Origin of the sequence: Pseudomonas sp. FP2338, assembly GCF_030687515.1 — a bacterium.
Lineage (GTDB): Bacteria > Pseudomonadota > Gammaproteobacteria > Pseudomonadales > Pseudomonadaceae > Aquipseudomonas > Aquipseudomonas salomonii.
Genome location: NZ_CP117436.1, coordinates 619144 through 635288, shown reverse-complemented (window position 1 = coordinate 635288; position 16145 = coordinate 619144). Strand labels below are relative to the sequence as shown.

Annotated in this window: 14 protein-coding genes; 1 reads left to right on the top strand and 13 read right to left on the bottom strand. The window is 61.2% G+C overall.

Annotation, left to right across the window (positions count from 1 at the left end; all coding sequences use genetic code 11):
* Positions 1–40: 40 nt before the first annotated feature.
* The 12 genes from PSH96_RS02685 to PSH96_RS02630 form a co-directional block, all read right to left on the bottom strand.
* A complete protein-coding gene (locus PSH96_RS02685) occupies positions 41–1975 on the bottom strand; it encodes a methyl-accepting chemotaxis protein (RefSeq protein WP_305457311.1) in 1935 nt (644 codons plus the stop codon).
* A 139-nt stretch (positions 1976–2114) separates the two neighbouring features.
* Positions 2115–3404, bottom strand: a complete 1290-nt coding sequence (locus tag PSH96_RS02680; RefSeq protein WP_065930676.1) for an adenylosuccinate synthase — start codon at positions 3402–3404, stop codon at positions 2115–2117.
* A 54-nt stretch (positions 3405–3458) separates the two neighbouring features.
* The gene (locus PSH96_RS02675; RefSeq protein WP_017138459.1) at positions 3459–4646 is read right to left on the bottom strand and encodes an ATP phosphoribosyltransferase regulatory subunit; all 1188 of its coding nucleotides are present in this window, start codon (positions 4644–4646) and stop codon (positions 3459–3461) included.
* 292 nt (positions 4647–4938) lie between these two features.
* A complete protein-coding gene (gene hflC / locus PSH96_RS02670; RefSeq protein ID WP_017138460.1) occupies positions 4939–5805 on the bottom strand; it encodes a protease modulator HflC in 867 nt (288 codons plus the stop codon).
* Complete coding sequence (gene hflK, locus PSH96_RS02665; protein ID WP_017138461.1) at positions 5805–6983, bottom strand: FtsH protease activity modulator HflK; 1179 nt, start codon at positions 6981–6983, stop codon at positions 5805–5807. The genes hflC and hflK overlap by 1 nt, the downstream gene beginning before the upstream one ends.
* Positions 6984–7079: 96 nt before the next feature.
* Positions 7080–8381, bottom strand: coding sequence for a ribosome rescue GTPase HflX (gene hflX / locus PSH96_RS02660; protein WP_017138462.1), 1302 nt, complete (start codon positions 8379–8381; stop codon positions 7080–7082).
* A 12-nt stretch (positions 8382–8393) separates the two neighbouring features.
* Entirely contained in the window at positions 8394–8654 is a 261-nt protein-coding gene (gene hfq, locus PSH96_RS02655) for an RNA chaperone Hfq (protein WP_003188059.1), read from the bottom strand.
* A gap of 93 nt (positions 8655–8747) precedes the next feature.
* On the bottom strand, positions 8748–9719 hold the full coding sequence (gene miaA / locus PSH96_RS02650) for a tRNA (adenosine(37)-N6)-dimethylallyltransferase MiaA (RefSeq protein WP_305457306.1): 972 nt from the start codon (positions 9717–9719) through the stop codon (positions 8748–8750).
* On the bottom strand, positions 9719–11632 hold the full coding sequence (mutL, locus tag PSH96_RS02645) for a DNA mismatch repair endonuclease MutL (RefSeq protein WP_370694323.1): 1914 nt from the start codon (positions 11630–11632) through the stop codon (positions 9719–9721). The genes miaA and mutL overlap by 1 nt, the downstream gene beginning before the upstream one ends.
* Positions 11632–13053 (bottom strand): N-acetylmuramoyl-L-alanine amidase, encoded by a 1422-nt coding sequence (locus PSH96_RS02640; RefSeq protein WP_305457304.1) that lies wholly within the window; start codon positions 13051–13053, stop codon positions 11632–11634. Before PSH96_RS02640 ends, mutL begins: the two co-directional genes overlap by 1 nt.
* Positions 13054–13070: 17 nt before the next feature.
* Entirely contained in the window at positions 13071–13541 is a 471-nt protein-coding gene (gene tsaE / locus PSH96_RS02635; RefSeq protein ID WP_305457302.1) for a tRNA (adenosine(37)-N6)-threonylcarbamoyltransferase complex ATPase subunit type 1 TsaE, read from the bottom strand.
* Positions 13529–14389 (bottom strand): NAD(P)H-hydrate dehydratase, encoded by an 861-nt coding sequence (locus tag PSH96_RS02630; RefSeq protein WP_305457300.1) that lies wholly within the window; start codon positions 14387–14389, stop codon positions 13529–13531. The genes tsaE and PSH96_RS02630 overlap by 13 nt, the downstream gene beginning before the upstream one ends.
* Positions 14390–14452: 63 nt before the next feature.
* Between PSH96_RS02630 and queG the strand changes: the two genes are divergently transcribed.
* Complete coding sequence (gene queG / locus PSH96_RS02625) at positions 14453–15517, top strand: tRNA epoxyqueuosine(34) reductase QueG (protein ID WP_305457298.1); 1065 nt, start codon at positions 14453–14455, stop codon at positions 15515–15517.
* Here the strand turns inward: queG and PSH96_RS02620 are convergent.
* Positions 15514–16131, bottom strand: coding sequence for a trimeric intracellular cation channel family protein (locus PSH96_RS02620; RefSeq protein WP_170039141.1), 618 nt, complete (start codon positions 16129–16131; stop codon positions 15514–15516). The two genes, queG and PSH96_RS02620, sit on opposite strands and share 4 nt — an antisense overlap.
* Positions 16132–16145: the final 14 nt, after the last annotated feature.

The following is a 16145-nucleotide window of genomic DNA, read 5'->3' as shown; positions in this document are numbered from 1 at the left end:
GGGAGCTGGCTTGCCTGCGATGAGGCCGGTGCAGACGACGCTAAGCCCTAAACTGCCCCAAACTCGCCTTCAACTGCGCCGCCAACCCATCCAGCACCTTGCCACTGGCCGTGGTTTCCACCACCGCCTGCGCGGCCCGCTCGGCCTGGGCATGGATCACCTCGACCCGCCCACGCACCGCATGCGCGCCCTGGGCTTGATGCTCGGCCGCACGCGTCGCCAGGCCAATCGCCGCATGCACCTGCTCCACGGAAGCCTGCACCGACTGCTGCAAGCGCACACTGTCGCGCAGCACCAACAACCCTTCATTCGCCTGGCGCCCGGCCTTGCTGATGGTTTCCACCGCCTCGCGCGCGCCCTGTTGCAATGCCACGATATGCGCCTGGATGTCGCCGGTGGAGCTTTGGGTTTTACTCGCCAGCGCCCGCACTTCGTCTGCCACCACCGCAAAACCTCGCCCGGTTTCACCGGCACGCGCTGCTTCAATCGCCGCATTCAGGGCCAGCAAGTTGGTCTGCTCGGCAATCCCGTGGATCACCGTCAACACCACTTCGATCTGCTCGCTTTGCTGCGCCAACCGCTCGATCACCTGGGAACCGGCCTGCACTTGCCCCGCGAGCGCCTCGATCAGGCTGCCGACCTCTGCCGAGGTCCGTGAGTTTTCATCCGTGGCCTGGCGAATATCCACCACCTGCTGCAACGCCGCCTGCATCGCATGGCTTTCGGCCTGGGCCTCGTCGGCCATTTGCGAAAGCGCGCGCAGGCTTTCGGCAACTTCGTCGCGCTGCAAACCGGCCGCCTTGTCAGCCCCGGCATTGCGTAAAGTCATGGCGCCGATTTCGACACCGGTGCGCTGCGCTACATCGCCCGCCTCACGCACGATCGGCTGCAACTTATCCACAAAGCGATTGACCGCCGAGGCCATGTCGCCGATTTCGTCCTTGCTGTTGATCTGCACACGCTTAGTGAGGTCGCCCTCGCCCGCCGCCAGGTCGTCCATGGCGGCAATCAACAACTTCAGGCGATTGACCACACGGCGCCCCAGCACGATGGCGATCAACAGCAATACGCCAAACCCGACAATGGCGAGCCCCATACCGATGCGCCAGCGCAGCGCTCCCGCAGCGTCCTGTACGGCACTGCTGGTGTTGGCGGTCATCTGGGTGGCGGTGGCTTGCGCCGATTGCAGGCGCGCGCCCATGGCCGCTGCGCTGTCGGCGGCGGCGCCCTTGAGGCTGTCACCGACCAACTGATCGCTGCTGGCGATCAAGGCAGCAAAGCGCTTGTCCAGCGCTGCCAGGTCGGCCTCTACCGCTTTGGTCGAGACGCCCATGCGGACTTTGCCGATCTCGGTGCCGTTGGGGCTGATGGACGCCTCGACGTAGAACACCGATGGGTCGTTTTTAGCCGCATCCAGAACCTTATCCAAGGCTCGGTCGCCCTTGCCCTTGTCCAGCAGTGCCTGGTTGATCGGGTTTTCACGATTGAGGTAACGGGTCAGGTGCTCGCCAGCCGCGTCGTCATACACCACGAACAACACGTTGGGATTGCGCTGGGCGCGCCGGGCGAACTCCGACAACGTCGGCACGTCGCTGTCCCACATGGCGCGGGGCGCCACCGACGCCAGCAGTTGGGCCATGTCATTGGCCGAATCCTGCAGGTCTTTTTCCAGGGTCGCACGCAGTTGCTTCTGCTCCTCTTGCAGGCGCGTGGAAAGCCCTGCGGTCAGACGCTGGCGCGTGCTCGAAGACAAGCTGTCCAGGCTCGAGGTGACTTCCTTGCCGGCTTGCGCCAATTCGCCTGACAGTTTCTGGCTGTCGGCACCCAGGCGATTGCTTAAATCCGCTTCCAACGCCGTCACGGTGCTTCGCGTCAGGGCAACGGCCACCAGCACTTGCACCAAAAGAGCGATACCTAGGGTAACGAACACCGGCCGCAACAGCCGGCTTTGTAACAATGAGAGAACGGCAGACACGGTAAATCCCTCCACCACGGGTGCCATTAATTTGATAGCACCGCGAAAGAAAGAACCGTAGCAAGGGTCGTGCCGATTGCCAGCCAGCCACAAAAAAGGGCTCCCGAAGGAGCCCTTTGCTTTTTACATCAACAGCTTATTAAGCGAACGGGTGACGCAGAACGATGGTCTCGTTGCGGTCCGGGCCTGTCGAAATAATGTCGATCGGCGCGCCGATCAGCTCTTCAACACGCTTGATGTAAGCACGGGCGTTGGCCGGCAGCTCTTCCAGGGTCTTGGCGCCCACGGTCGATTCGGTCCAGCCCGGCACTTCTTCGTACACAGGCTGCAGGCCGACGTAGCTGTCAGCGTCGGTCGGTGCAACGTCCTTGCCGTCTGCATCTTTGTAGCCGATGCAGATATTGATGGCTTCCAGGCCGTCGAGAACGTCCAGCTTGGTCAGGCAGATGCCCGAGATGCTGTTCACATCGATAGCGCGGCGCAGGATAACGGCGTCGAACCAGCCGCAACGACGGGCACGGCCGGTAGTTGCACCGAACTCGTGACCTTGCTTGGCCAGGTGTGCGCCGACTTCGTCAAACAGCTCAGTCGGGAACGGGCCCGAACCCACGCGCGTGGTGTAAGCCTTGGTGATGCCCAGGATGTAGTCCAGGAACATCGGGCCAACGCCCGAACCGGTCGCAACGCCGCCAGCGGTGGTGTTGGAGCTGGTCACGTACGGGTAGGTGCCGTGGTCGATGTCGAGCAACGAACCCTGGGCGCCTTCGAACATGATGTCTTTGCCGGCGCGACGCAGGTCGTGCAGCTCGGCCGTCACATCCAGCATCAGCGGCTTGAGCAGCTCAGCGTATTCCTTGCACTCGGCCAAGGTCTTTTCGAACTCGATGGCCGGCTCTTTGTAGTAACCCACCAGCATGAAGTTGTGGTAATCCACCAGTTCACGCAGCTTGTCTTCAAAGCGCGGCATGTTGAGCAGGTCGCCCACACGCAGGCCACGACGTGCAACCTTGTCTTCGTACGCCGGGCCGATGCCGCGACCGGTTGTACCGATCTTCAGCTCGCCACGCGCCTTTTCACGGGCCTGGTCCAGCGCAACGTGGAAGGACAGGATCAGCGGGCAGGACGGGCTGATACGCAAGCGCTCGCGCACCGGTACGCCTTTCTCTTCCAGCTTGGTGATCTCACGCAGCAGGGCGTCAGGTGCAACCACAACACCGTTGCCGATCAGGCACTGCACGCCTTCGCGCAGCACGCCCGACGGGATCAGGTGCAAGACGGTTTTTTCGCCATCGATGACCAGGGTGTGGCCAGCGTTGTGGCCACCTTGGTAGCGCACTACGGCGGCAGCATGTTCGGTCAGCAGATCAACGATCTTGCCTTTGCCCTCATCACCCCATTGGGTGCCCAGGACTACGACATTCTTACCCATAACACTTGTCCTCATTCGCGCAAACTTGGTGCCGGCGATGGCCGGCAGGAAAACTCAAGAAGCCAGTGGCGATACTTGCCAAAGCCCGTTCTGCAGAATCAATTGCCGGTCGCAGTCCGCTTCACGGGCGGCGGCCAATGGCTGCCCAGGCAAAGCCTGGACGACACGCTGACCCTCACTGCGCAACTGGCAAACCTGCTGCCAGAGTGCTGCGTCCGTACTGTCGGGCATCCAGATGCCACCAGACGGCAGCTCGACCTCAGCACGCCCCAGGGTCACCAGGGTTTTCAAATCGGTAGAAAAGCCAGTCGCCGGACGGGCACGACCGAAGTCGGCGCCGATATCGTCATAACGACCGCCTTGGGCGATGGCCTGGCCAACACCCGGTACAAAGACGGCGAACACCACACCGGTGTGGTAGTGGTAACCGCGCAACTCACCCAGGTCGAAATACAGCGGCAACTCAGGGAAGCGCGCCGACAATTGCTCGGCAATCGCGAACACATCATCCAGCGCAGCCAGGACCGGCGCCGGCGCATTGGCCAGGCGCTCACGGGCAGCCACCAGCACTTCACGACCGCCGCACAGGTTCACCAGTGCACGCAGCATGTCGGCCAGGTCCGCAGGCACGCCTGCGGTCAGGGCGATCACTTCATCGATCGCCTTGCGCTGCAAGGCATCGAACAACTGTTGCTCCACTTCACCGGACAAACCGGCCGCACGGGCCAGGCCACGATAGATACCCACGTGACCCAGGTCCATGTGTACATCCGGCACATCGGCCAGTTGCAGCATAGCCAGCATCAGGCTGATCACTTCAACGTCGCTGCTCGGGCTGGCATCACCGTACAACTCGGCGCCCAACTGGATCGGGCTGCGCGACGACGACAACGCACGCGGCTGAGCATGCAGCACGCTGCCGGCGTAGCACAGGCGGCTCGGGCCTTCGCGGCGCAGGGTGTGCGCATCAATGCGCGCCACTTGCGGCGTGATGTCGGCACGGAAACCCATTTGCCGGCCCGATTGCGGGTCAATGACCTTGAAGGTGCGCAGATCCAGGTCCTGGCCCGCGCCGGTCAGCAGGGATTCCAGGTACTCGATATGGGGGGTCACGACAAACTCGTAACCCCAGCTCTGGAACAGATCCAACACCTGGCGACGCGCTACTTCAATGCGCGCAGCCTCTGGTGGCAGTACTTCTTCGATGCCATCTGGCAGCAGCCAGCGGTCTACCGTTGCCATTACGCCATTCCCCTATGATCCGGGCGGCCAGCCCTCGGCCGAGCCTTGAGTGAAGCAGAAAATACCCACGCTTTGCATAATCCACGCGCAAGAGCGACGTGACGAACGGCCTGCCAGCGGCCTCGTCGGGCACTTTCCTCGAAAAACCTGTGGCGCCTGCCGAATCAAACGTGCAGACGCAAAAAAGCCGGGAATTTCCCGGCTGCCGCATCATACACCCGTTTTCTGAAAGGATCACCCCGCCAGGCATTTTAGCCGCCCGACGGAGTGCGCCCTAAAGTCACAGGCTTGGTTACTTGGACTTTTCCAGGTAGCGGAAGAAGTCGCTGCTTGGGTCCAGCACCATGACGTCGGTTTTGTTCGCGAAGCTTTCACGGTAGGCACGCAGGCTACGGTAGAACGCGTAGAACTCCTGGTCCTGGCCGTAAGCCTTGGCGTAGATCGCCGCAGCTTGGGCGTCGCCATCACCACGAGCCTCTTCAGACTCGCGATAAGCCTCTGCCAGCAGTACACGGCGCTGACGGTCGGCATCCGCACGGATACCTTCAGCCAACTCGTTACCTTTGGCGCGATGCTCACGGGCTTCACGCTCACGCTCGGTGCTCATACGCTCGAACACGCTGCGGTTCACTTCCTTCGGCAGGTCGATGGCCTTGACCCGAACATCGACGACTTCGATGCCCAGCTCTTTCTCTGCCATCGTGTTCAGCGAACGGGTGATGTCAGCCATCAGCGCATCACGTTCACCGGATACCACCTCGTGCAGGGTGCGTTTACCAAACTGGTCACGCAGGCCCGATTCCAGACGGCGCGACAAACGCTCGTCGGCAATCTGCTTGAGGCCGGAGGTCGCGGTGTAGAAGCGCTCGGCATCCTTGACGCGCCACTTGGCGTAGGCGTCAACCATCACGGCTTTCTTTTCCAGGGTCAGGAAGCGTTGTGTCGGTGCATCCAGGGTCATCAGGCGGCCGTCGAACTTGCGCACCTGGTTCACGTAGGGGACTTTCACATGCAGGCCCGGCTGGACATCCGCCTGCACCACACGACCGAATTGCAGCAACACCGCGCGCTCGGTCTGAGACACGATGTAGAAGCAGTTCCAGGCAGCGATGACCACGACGACGCCCACAATCAGGGCGGTCAGCGATTTATTGCTCATCAACGACTCTCCCTGGTACGTGTTTGCTGTTGCAGCAAGTCAGCGGCCGCACGGGCGCTCGCTTCGTTGGCAGCGGCATTCGAGCTGCTGGACGGTGCGCTGGTGCCGCTACGACCACCTTCGATCATCTTGTCCAGCGGCAGGTACAGCAGGTTGTTCTGCCCACCTTTGCTGCCGGTCACGAGAACCTTGCTGGTGTTGCTGAAGACTTCCTGCATGGTGTCCAGGTACAGACGCTCACGCGTGACTTCCGGAGCCTTGCGGTACTCGGCAACCAGTTTGGTAAAGCGGTCCGCCTCACCCTTGGCGCGGGAGACCACTTCGTCGCGGTAACCGTTGGCATCTTCAAGGATGCGCTGGGCCTGACCACGGGCTTCCGGCACGACGCCGTTGGCGTAGGTTTCAGCCTGGTTGCGCGAACGCTGCTCGTCTTCACGGGCGCGGATCACGTCATCAAAGGCTTCCTGCACTTCGCGCGGTGCAGCTGCGCTTTGTACGTTCACCTGAGTCACCGTGATGCCGGTGCGGTAGGTATCGAGGAACCGTTGCAGGCGCTCCTTGATTTCGCTGGCCATCAATTCACGCCCTTCGGTCAGCACCTGGTCCATGGCGGTGGAACCCACCACGTGGCGCAGGGCGCTTTCGGTAGCGTGTTGCAGGCTGATTTCCGGCTGATCAACGTTCAGCACGAAATCCTGCAGGTTGCTGATCTTGTACTGCACGGTCAGCGGCACTTCGACGATGTTCTCGTCTTCGGTCAGCATCTGGCCCTGCTTGGTGTAGGCACGCTCACGCGTGACGTTCTCCATGTACTTCTTGTCGATCGGCGGGAAATAGATGTTCAGGCCTGGCCCGACAGTCTCGTAGTACTTGCCGAAGCGCAGCACCACGGCTTGCTCCTGCTCGTCGACTACGTACACAGCGCTGTACAGCCACACGGCTGCGAGCACGACAAGCCCGAGGCCCAGCAGGCCATAGCCGCCGCCCTTGCTTGTGCGACCGCCGTCGTCACCGCCACCACGTTTTTTTCCACCACCGAACAACCCATTCAGGCTTTCCTGCAGCTTTCGGAAGGCCTCGTCGAGATCTGGTGGCCCCTTGCGGTCGCCATTATTGCGGCGTTTACCACCCCAAGGATCCTGATTATTCGAGTTGCCACCCGGCTCATTCCAAGCCATAGCGCTCTCCATCTGATAAAGCAAAGACGCACCCACGGCGCGCCGACCAATGCTACAGAATGCCTGCTACTGCGGCACAACCGCTTTCGGAGGCTTTTATTGCAAAGTGTGTTGTTCGATGAACTCTGTCGGTACCACACCTTCACGGCTGACCAGCCGATTCAGCTCCGAGCGCGGCAATCGAACGGCCAGCAAGCTGACACCTTCTTCGTCGTATTCTTCTTTCTGTACGGCGCCCAGTTCGAAAAACTGTGCACGCAGTCGAGCAAAACGTTGCGGCAAGCGCAAGGTGCCGACAAACAAATCGCTGCCCAGCAACTCGGCAATCGCCTGTTCAAGCAACTCCAGGCCACTGCCATCGCGTGCCGACAGCCAAACCCGCTGGGGCTTGCCGTCTTCATCGCGCTGGATTTGCGGCTCGACACCCTCAAGCAAATCGAGTTTGTTATAGACCTCGAGGATCGGCAAGTCTTGTGCACCAATCTCGCCCAGCACCACCATCACCTGCTCGATCTGCAACATGCGATCCGGTTCGGCCGCATCGATCACATGCAACAGCAAGTCGGAATTGCTCGACTCTTCGAGCGTAGACCGAAATGCTTCGACCAGCTTGTGGGGCAGATGACGAATGAAACCTACGGTGTCGGCCAGGACAATCGGCCCCAGGTCGTCGATGTCCAGACGGCGCAGGGTCGGGTCGAGGGTGGCGAACAGTTGGTCGGCCGCGTACACGTCCGATTTCGTCACGTTGTTGAACAGCGTGGATTTGCCGGCGTTGGTATAGCCCACCAGGGACACGGTAGGGATATCCGCACGCGAGCGACCACGGCGTGATTGTTCGCGCTGGCTGCGTACTTTTTCCAGGCGGCCCTTGATCTGGCGCAGGCGCACCCGCAGCAGACGACGGTCGGTTTCCAGCTGGGTTTCACCCGGGCCGCGCATGCCGATGCCACCACCCTGACGCTCAAGGTGAGTCCAGCCACGCACCAGCCGGGTGCTCATGTGGTCAAGCTGGGCCAGTTCTACCTGGAGCTTGCCTTCATGGGTACGGGCGCGCTGGGCGAAAATATCGAGAATCAGACCGGTGCGGTCAATCACGCGACACTCGAAAACACGTTCGAGGTTACGTTCCTGACTGGGCGTGAGGGTGTGATTGAAGATCACCAGATCGGCTTCTTCGGCGTGAACCAGGTCGCGCAGTTCCTCGACCTTTCCGCTGCCAATCAGGTATTTGGCGGTTGGCCGATGACGCGGTACGTTAAAAAACGCAACGGTCTCGGCGCCGGCCGAATTTGCCAACTCCTGAAACTCCTGCGGATCTTCGCGCGCCTCAGGGTCCTGTCCATCCAAGTGAACGAGGATTACTCGCTCACCACCACCGTGGCGCTCAAAGAACAAAGGAGACTCCTATCAGGCGTTACCTGGCTCAGCGTCACCCTGTTCATCACCTGCTGCGCTAGGCAGACGGATTGGACGAACTGGAACGACTGTCGAGATAGCGTGCTTGTAAACCATCTGGCTGACGGTGTTTTTCAGCAGGATCACGAACTGGTCGAACGACTCGATCGTGCCTTGCAGCTTGATACCGTTGACCAGGTAGATGGAAACCCCAACTTTCTCTTTACGTAAAGTATTCAAGTAAGGGTCTTGTAGCGAATGCCCTTTTGACATGTGCCGCACTCCTTTAAGGATCAATAATAAAATTCGGAAAATAGATAGCTCATGGCCGTCACACCCCCAAGGATAGACGGCAATTGCAAGGACTCAGCTCAATATGGAGACCGATCCCAAGTATTTCAAGGTGCGTGACAGATTGTCGCTGTCCAGGCTGTCCAACCAGTGCAAATCGCTCCAGCTGCGCAGCCAGGTGAACTGGCGCTTCGCCAATTGGCGCGTGGCAATGATGCCGCGTTCCTGCATTTCGGCTGACGTCAGCTTGCCATCCAGGTGTTCCCAGACTTGGCGGTAGCCAACAGCACGTATCGAAGGCAACCCGGCATGCAGGTCACCTCTGGAACGCAGTGCTACGACCTCGTCCACAAACCCCTGTTCCAACATAATTGTGAATCTTTGTGCAATTCGTTCATGCAACACCTGGCGATTTGCCGGAGCAATGGCCAGGTTCGCCACAGTATAGGGCAATTGTGACTGTCCAGATGCGCCTGCATCAGCACTTTGCGCAGTTTGTTTCAGCCTGTGTTCAGTCATGGTCTGGCCACTCACCCGCCAAACTTCCAGGGCGCGACTGAGGCGCTGGGGGTCATTGGGGTGAATGCGCGCAGCGGAAACCGGGTCGACTGCCGCCAACTGGTCGTGCAAGGCCTGCCATCCAAGGCGCGCAGCCTCTTCTTCGATTTCGCCGCGCACCTGGGCGTCGGCCGCTGGCATATCCGCCAAGCCTTCCTGCAAAGCCTTGTAATAGAGCATCGTACCGCCCACCAGCAGCGGAATATTGCCCCGCGCGGTGATTTCGGCCATGGCGGCCAGGGCATCGGTACGGAAATCGGCGGCGGAATAGCTCTCGGCCGGGTCGATGATGTCAATCAATCGGTGCGGATACTGTGCCAACAGTTCTTTTGAAGGCTTGGCCGTGCCGATGTCCATGTCCCGGTAAACCAGGGCAGAGTCGACGCTGATCAGCTCGCAGGGCAGCACTTTGGTCAGCTCGATGGCCAGGTCGGTCTTGCCGGCGGCCGTAGGGCCCATCAGGAAGATGGCGGGGGGCAAGGCGCTCATCAACGGCCGCGCAAAAACAGTTTGTCCAAGTCGTCCAGGCCCATTTGGGTCCAGGTCGGTCGGCCATGGTTGCATTGCCCGCTGCGCTCGGTGTTCTCCATGTCGCGCAGCAAACCGTTCATTTCCGGCAACGCCAGGCGGCGGTTTGCGCGGATTGCACCGTGGCAGGCCATGGTACCGAGCAGTTCGTTGATATGTGCCTGGATGCGGTCGCTGGTGCCGTATTCCATCAGGTCGGCCAGTACGTCGGCGACCAGGCGGTTGGCTTCGGCTTGTTTGAGCAGCGCAGGAATCTGGCGAATAGCCAGGGTTTCCGGGCCCAGGCGTTGCAGTTCGAAGCCCAGCTTCTGGAACACGCTGTGGTGTTCCTCGGCGCAATCGGCTTCACGCTGGCTCACCGCCAGGGACTCCGGCACCAACAACGGCTGGCCGCTCAGACCTTCACTGGCCATGGCGATCTTCAAGCGCTCGTACATGATCCGCTCGTGGGCGGCGTGCATGTCCACCAGCACCAGGCCGTGGGCGTTTTCGGACAGGATATAAATGCCCTTGAGCTGCGCCAGCGCATAACCCAGCGGCGGAATATCACCGCCACCTTCGGGCAACGCCACCGCGCCGGGCTCGGCACCCGGCAGCGGGGCAAAAAACTCGCGATAAGCGGCCTGAGCCTCAGCCACCGGCACTGTCGATTGCGGGCGTGGCGTGTATTGGTACTGGTACCCCGCGCCCGAACCGGAACCCGGCGCCGTAAATGAAGGCTGCGGCTGCGGCGATTGCAGCAGGTTGGCCGCCAGGCTCATTTCGCCCTGAGGCCCGAACTCGCCAGCCTCCGGACCGCTCGGCCTTACCACCGCCGTCACAATCGGCGCAGACAGTTGATCATCCGGGCGCACATCGCCCAAGGCGCGGTGCAGCGTGCCATAGAGGAAGTCATGCACCATGCGCCCGTCGCGGAAACGCACTTCGTGCTTGGTCGGGTGCACGTTGACGTCGACCACCGACGGGTCGACTTCAAAGAACAGCACAAACGTCGGGTGCCGCCCATTGAACAGCACATCGCGATACGCCTGGCGCACCGCGTGGGCCACCAGTTTGTCGCGTACCGCGCGGCCATTCACGAAGAAGTACTGCAAGTCCGCCTGGCTGCGGGAGAAGGTCGGCAAACCCACCCAGCCCCACAGGCGCAAGCCATTGCGCTCGATTTCTATCGGCAGCGCCTGCTCCAGGAAGCCCGCTCCGCAAATCGCAGATACACGCCGAGCGCGCGCGGCGTCGTCGTGGGCTTCGTGCAGGCTGAGGATGGTCTTGCCGTTGTGGCGTAAATGGAACGCCACATCAAAGCGCGCCAAGGCCAGGCGTTTGATGACTTCTTGCAGGTGATCGAATTCGGTTTTTTCGGCCTTGAGGAATTTGCGTCGTGCTGGCGTGTTGAAAAACAGGTCGCGAACTTCAACCGAAGTGCCCACCGGGTGCGCGGCCGGCTGCACACGAGGCGCCATATCACGGCCTTCGGTTTCCACCTGCCAGGCCTGCTCGGCGCTGCGGGTGCGCGAAGTCAGGGTCAGGCGCGCCACGGAGCTGATGGACGCCAATGCCTCACCGCGAAAACCCAGGCTCATCACCCGCTCGAGGTCTTCGAGGTCTCGAATCTTGCTGGTGGCGTGACGAGCCAGCGCCAACGGCAGGTCATCCGAAGAGATGCCGCTGCCGTCGTCACGCACCCGCAGCAGCTTGACCCCACCTTGCTCCACGTCGACATCAATGCGCTTGGCGCCGGAGTCGATGCTGTTTTCCAGCAACTCCTTGATCACCGACGCCGGGCGCTCAACTACCTCACCTGCCGCAATCTGGTTGGCGAGGCGCGGGCTGAGCAGCTCGATACGCGAGCCGCTGTTCAATAGGGATTCGCTCATTACTGCGCCGCCAATTCAGTGCCAGGGATGGTCAACACCTGGCCAACTTTCAACTCATCGGTCTTCAGGTTATTGGCGCTGCGCAAGGTCGCGGCCGATACCTGGAAACGCACGGCCAGCATGGCCAGGGTGTCGCCGGGCTGCACGCGATGGTCACGCGGGCCCTGGGCGATTTTGCCGGAATCACGCAGCCAGGCAATGTAGGTGCCCGGCGGCGGGTTCTGCTGGAAGAACTGGCGAATACCGGCGCTGATCGAACGCGCCAATGCCTGCTGGTGGCTGGCGCTGGCCAGTTTCGAGGCTTCGTTGGAGTTGGAAATAAACCCGGTTTCCACCAGGATCGACGGGATATCCGGCGACTTCAACACCATGAACCCGGCCTGCTCCACGCGCTGCTTGTGCAGGGACGTCACGCGGCCAATGTTGCTGAGGACTTTTTGGCCGACGTTCAAGCTGGACGTCAGCGAAGCGGTCATCGACAGGTCGAGCAGTACACCGGCGAGCATTTTGTCCTTGTCGTCGAGGGACACGTTGCCGGCCCCGCCGATCAAGTCGGAACGGTTTTCACTGTCCGCCAGCCAGCGTGCGGTTTCGGACGTAGCGCCACGATCGGACAAGGCAAACACCGAGGCACCGAAGGCCGCTGTCGACGGTGCGGCGTCGGCGTGGATCGACACAAACAGGTCGGCGCCCTTCTTGCGGGCGATTTCGGTACGGCCACGCAGCGGGATGAAGTAGTCACCGGTACGGGTCAGCTCGGCGCGATAGCCTTTCATGCCGTTAACCTGGCGCTGCAGTTCACGGGCGATAGCCAGTACCACGTCTTTTTCATGCTGGCCGCGCGAGCCGGAAGCGCCCGGGTCTTCACCGCCGTGACCGGCGTCGATCACCACGATAATGTCGCGCTTGCCCGCAGGCGCCGGTGGTAGCGGCGGCAACTTGACCTGCGGCTGCGACGGGTTGACCGGCACGGCCGGCACCGTCGCAACACTCGGCGGCGGCGCTGGCGGCGGGTTGGCATCGGCGGCGTTGTCGAACAGGTCGACCACCAATCGATTGCCGTATTGGGCGTTAGGTGCCAGGACAAAGCTTTTCGGGGTCACGGCCTTTTTCAGGTCGATGACCACACGCAGGTCCGTCGGCGTGCGCTGGGCCGAGCGCATCGAGGTGATCGGGGTATTAGCGGTGGATACTTTCAGCGGCGCGCCCAGGGTGGCGCCGTTGATGTCGATCACCAGGCGATCGGGCGCCGTCAGGGTAAAGACGCTGTGCTGGACCGGGCCAGACAGGTCGAACACCAGTCGCGTGTTATCCGGCGCTCGCCACAGGCGAACACTTTTCACCTGTGAAGCAGCCAGAGCATTGAAAGTCATTGCCGCAAGCAACACCCCTACGACAGCAACCATCGCGCGAAAGCGCATACCTAACCCCACCAATTTTATTTGAATTCCAATGCCAGGGCCGCGCACCAAGACTGGCCGCGCGCACTCTGGGGCAACAACTTCAGCTGACGTCCGTGCTCATGCGGCGTAATGGTAATGGTCAGGTCCGGCTTTGGCAAAAAGCCTGTGCCTTTATCTGGCCACTCGATCAGGCACAGTGCATCTTCATCGAAGTAATCACGGATGCCCATGTACTCCAGTTCTTCGGGGTCGACCAGCCGATACAGGTCGAAGTGGAAGGCGCGAACCGTGCCGATCTCATAGGGTTCGACCAAGGTGAACGTCGGGCTTTTTACTGCGCCCGTGTGGCCCAGCCCACGAATAATCCCCCGCGACAGCGTGGTTTTGCCCGCGCCCAGGTCGCCCTCAAGGAAAATCAGTCCCGCGCCGGCCGTAACCTGTGCAATACGCTGACCCAACGCGACCATGGCGCCTTCATCAGCCAGAAAAAGGCTTACTTCAGACACGGCGACTGCTCCTCCAGCAATTGACGAATGGCAGGTATCAGGTCGCTGGCGGCCAGGCCGCGACCATAAGTGCCTTGGCGATCCCCTGCCGTAGCGTGTAACCACACGGCCAGGCAACTTGCCTCATAGGCAGGCATGCCTTGGGCCAGCAAGGCGCCCACCAAGCCGCTCAGCACATCCCCCAAACCGGCCGTCGCCATTGCTGGATGGCCTTGGTCACAGCGCGAAACACGACCGTCCGGGCTGGCAATCAAACTGCCAGCACCCTTGAGGATAGCCACTGCATTGAATGTCTGGCTTAAAGCGCGCGCCACGTTAAGGCGATCGGCCTGAACCTCGGCTGTCGTGATGCCCATCAACCGCGCCGCCTCACCGGGATGCGGCGTGATTACGCTGTTGGCCGGCAGGTTTACACCGCCTGCGGCCAGCTGGTTCAAGGCATCGGCATCCCAGACCTGCGGCTGCCGGGCGTTGGCGGCAACAGACAGCAGGCTTTTGCCCCAGGACGCTGCGCCCAGGCCGGGGCCGATAACGATCACCGAAATTTTTTCCAGCAACCCCATCAACTGGTTGGCCGAACTGACGCCGACGGTCATGACTTCCGGCAAGCGTGCGAGTGCGGCTGGCACGTGTTCCGGGCGAGTCGCCAACGAAACCATGCCCGCGCCGCTGCGCAGAGCGCTTTCGGCACTCAACAGCGCAGCACCGCCAAAGCCATGGTCGCCGCCGATGACCAGCAGGTGGCCGAACTGCCCTTTATGGGCGTCCGGGGAACGTGCAGCCAGTTGCGGCAAATGGCCGTGCAACAGCGGCTGTACGTCGGTAATTGTGTGTTTTGTCTGCGGCATGCGTCTTCAAGCTCCGATGTCTGGCAGAATTATACGCATCTAACCTGTGGTTTCCCGTGTCTCATGCCCGCAATTACCTCCGATCTGCCCGCCCTCGCCCAATCGATCAAAGACTGGGGCCGCGAGCTGGGCTTTCAACAAGTCGGCATCAGCGGCCTGGACCTGGCCGAGCATGAGCAGCACCTGCAACGCTGGCTCGACGCGGGCTACCACGGCGAGATGGACTACATGGGCGCCCATGGCAGCAAACGCTCGCACCCCGATGAACTGGTGCCGGGCACGCTGCGCGTGGTGTCGCTGCGCATGGATTATCTGCCAGGCGACACACAAATGGCGCAGTTGCTGGCCGAGCCAGAAAAAGCCTACATCTCCCGTTACGCCCTGGGCCGCGATTACCACAAGCTGATCCGCAAGCGCGTGCAACAACTGGCCGACCGCATCCAGGCACAGATCGGCCCGTTTGGCTTTCGCGCCTTTGTCGACAGCGCGCCCGTTTTGGAAAAAGCCATTGCCGAACAAGCCGGCCTGGGCTGGATCGGCAAAAACACCCTGGTGCTCAATCGCAAGGCCGGCAGCTATTTCTTTTTGAGCGAACTGTTTGTCGATTTGCCCTTGCCGGTGGACGCGCCCCACGCCACCGAGCATTGCGGCCGCTGCACCGCCTGCCTGGATATCTGCCCCACCAATGCCTTCGTCGGCCCTTATGTGCTCGACGCGCGGCGCTGCATTTCCTACCTGACCATCGAACTCAAGAGCGCGATCCCCGAGGACCTGCGCCCACTGATCGGCAATCGAGTATTCGGCTGCGATGACTGTCAGATCGTTTGCCCGTGGAATCGTTTCGCCCGACCCACTGCCGAAAGCGATTTCAAGCCACGGCACAATCTGGATAACGCCGAACTGGCCGAATTGTTTATGTGGGACGAGGATAAATTCCTCAGCAGCACCGAAGGCTCGCCCCTGCGTCGCGCCGGTTATGAGCGCTGGCTGCGCAACCTGGCGGTGGGCCTGGGCAATGCGCCATCAAGCATTCCGGTGCTCGAAGCCTTGAAAGCACGTCGCGATTATCCGTCCGAACTGGTGCGCGAACATGTGGAATGGGCGCTGAACCAGCACGCTACGCGCTAGTGCACGTCGTCGTTGTAGACGAACTTGGGCATTTCCCAGTGAAAACGGATCGCCAGCAGGCGTAGCAGAAAACCGCTGAATAGCGTCAGCAGAATCGCCTGCTCGCTGGGCAGTTGCAGATACAGGCACAGCATGTAGAACCAGGCAGCGAGAAACGACACGCTGGCGTACAGCTCGCGGCGAAAGATCAGCGGGATGTCGTTACAGAAGATATCGCGCAGGATGCCGCCGAATACGCCCGTGATCACGCCGCTGACCGAAGCCACCAACATGCCGTGGCCCATCTCCAACGCAGTCATGCAGCCGATCAGGGTAAACGCCACCAAGCCCAAAGCGTCCAGCGCCAGAAACAGCGAGCGCAGGCGGCGCATCAGCGGCGCGATAAAGATCGTCACCAGTGCTGCGATAGAGGTCAACACCAGGTATTCCGGGTGTTTGACCCACGTCAGCGGGTAATGCCCCAGCAGCACATCGCGCACCGAACCACCGCCCAGTGCGGTGACGCAGGCGATCAGCACCACGCCAAACCAGTCCATGCCACGGCGCCCGGCAGACAGCGCGCCGGTCATGGCTTCGGCGGTGATGGCGACGAGGTAGAGCATCAACAGCATGATGGCGATCCTTGCGA

Excerpts from the sequence above, each read along its gene's own strand:
- PSH96_RS02630 (WP_305457300.1), bottom strand. The coding sequence starts at position 14,389 with ATGCCGCAGACAAAACACACAATTACCGACGTACAGCCGCTGTTGCAC.
- hflC (WP_017138460.1), bottom strand. The coding sequence starts at position 5,805 with ATGAGCAATAAATCGCTGACCGCCCTGATTGTGGGCGTCGTCGTGGTC.
- hflK (WP_017138461.1), bottom strand. The coding sequence starts at position 6,983 with ATGGCTTGGAATGAGCCGGGTGGCAACTCGAATAATCAGGATCCTTGG.
- PSH96_RS02680 (WP_065930676.1), bottom strand. The coding sequence starts at position 3,404 with ATGGGTAAGAATGTCGTAGTCCTGGGCACCCAATGGGGTGATGAGGGC.
- PSH96_RS02640 (WP_305457304.1), bottom strand. The coding sequence starts at position 13,053 with ATGCGCTTTCGCGCGATGGTTGCTGTCGTAGGGGTGTTGCTTGCGGCA.
- hfq (WP_003188059.1), bottom strand. The coding sequence starts at position 8,654 with ATGTCAAAAGGGCATTCGCTACAAGACCCTTACTTGAATACTTTACGT.
- queG (WP_305457298.1), top strand. The coding sequence starts at position 14,453 with ATGCCCGCAATTACCTCCGATCTGCCCGCCCTCGCCCAATCGATCAAA.
- miaA (WP_305457306.1), bottom strand. The coding sequence starts at position 9,719 with ATGAGCGCCTTGCCCCCCGCCATCTTCCTGATGGGCCCTACGGCCGCC.
- PSH96_RS02675 (WP_017138459.1), bottom strand. The coding sequence starts at position 4,646 with ATGGCAACGGTAGACCGCTGGCTGCTGCCAGATGGCATCGAAGAAGTA.
- mutL (WP_370694323.1), bottom strand. The coding sequence starts at position 11,632 with ATGAGCGAATCCCTATTGAACAGCGGCTCGCGTATCGAGCTGCTCAGC.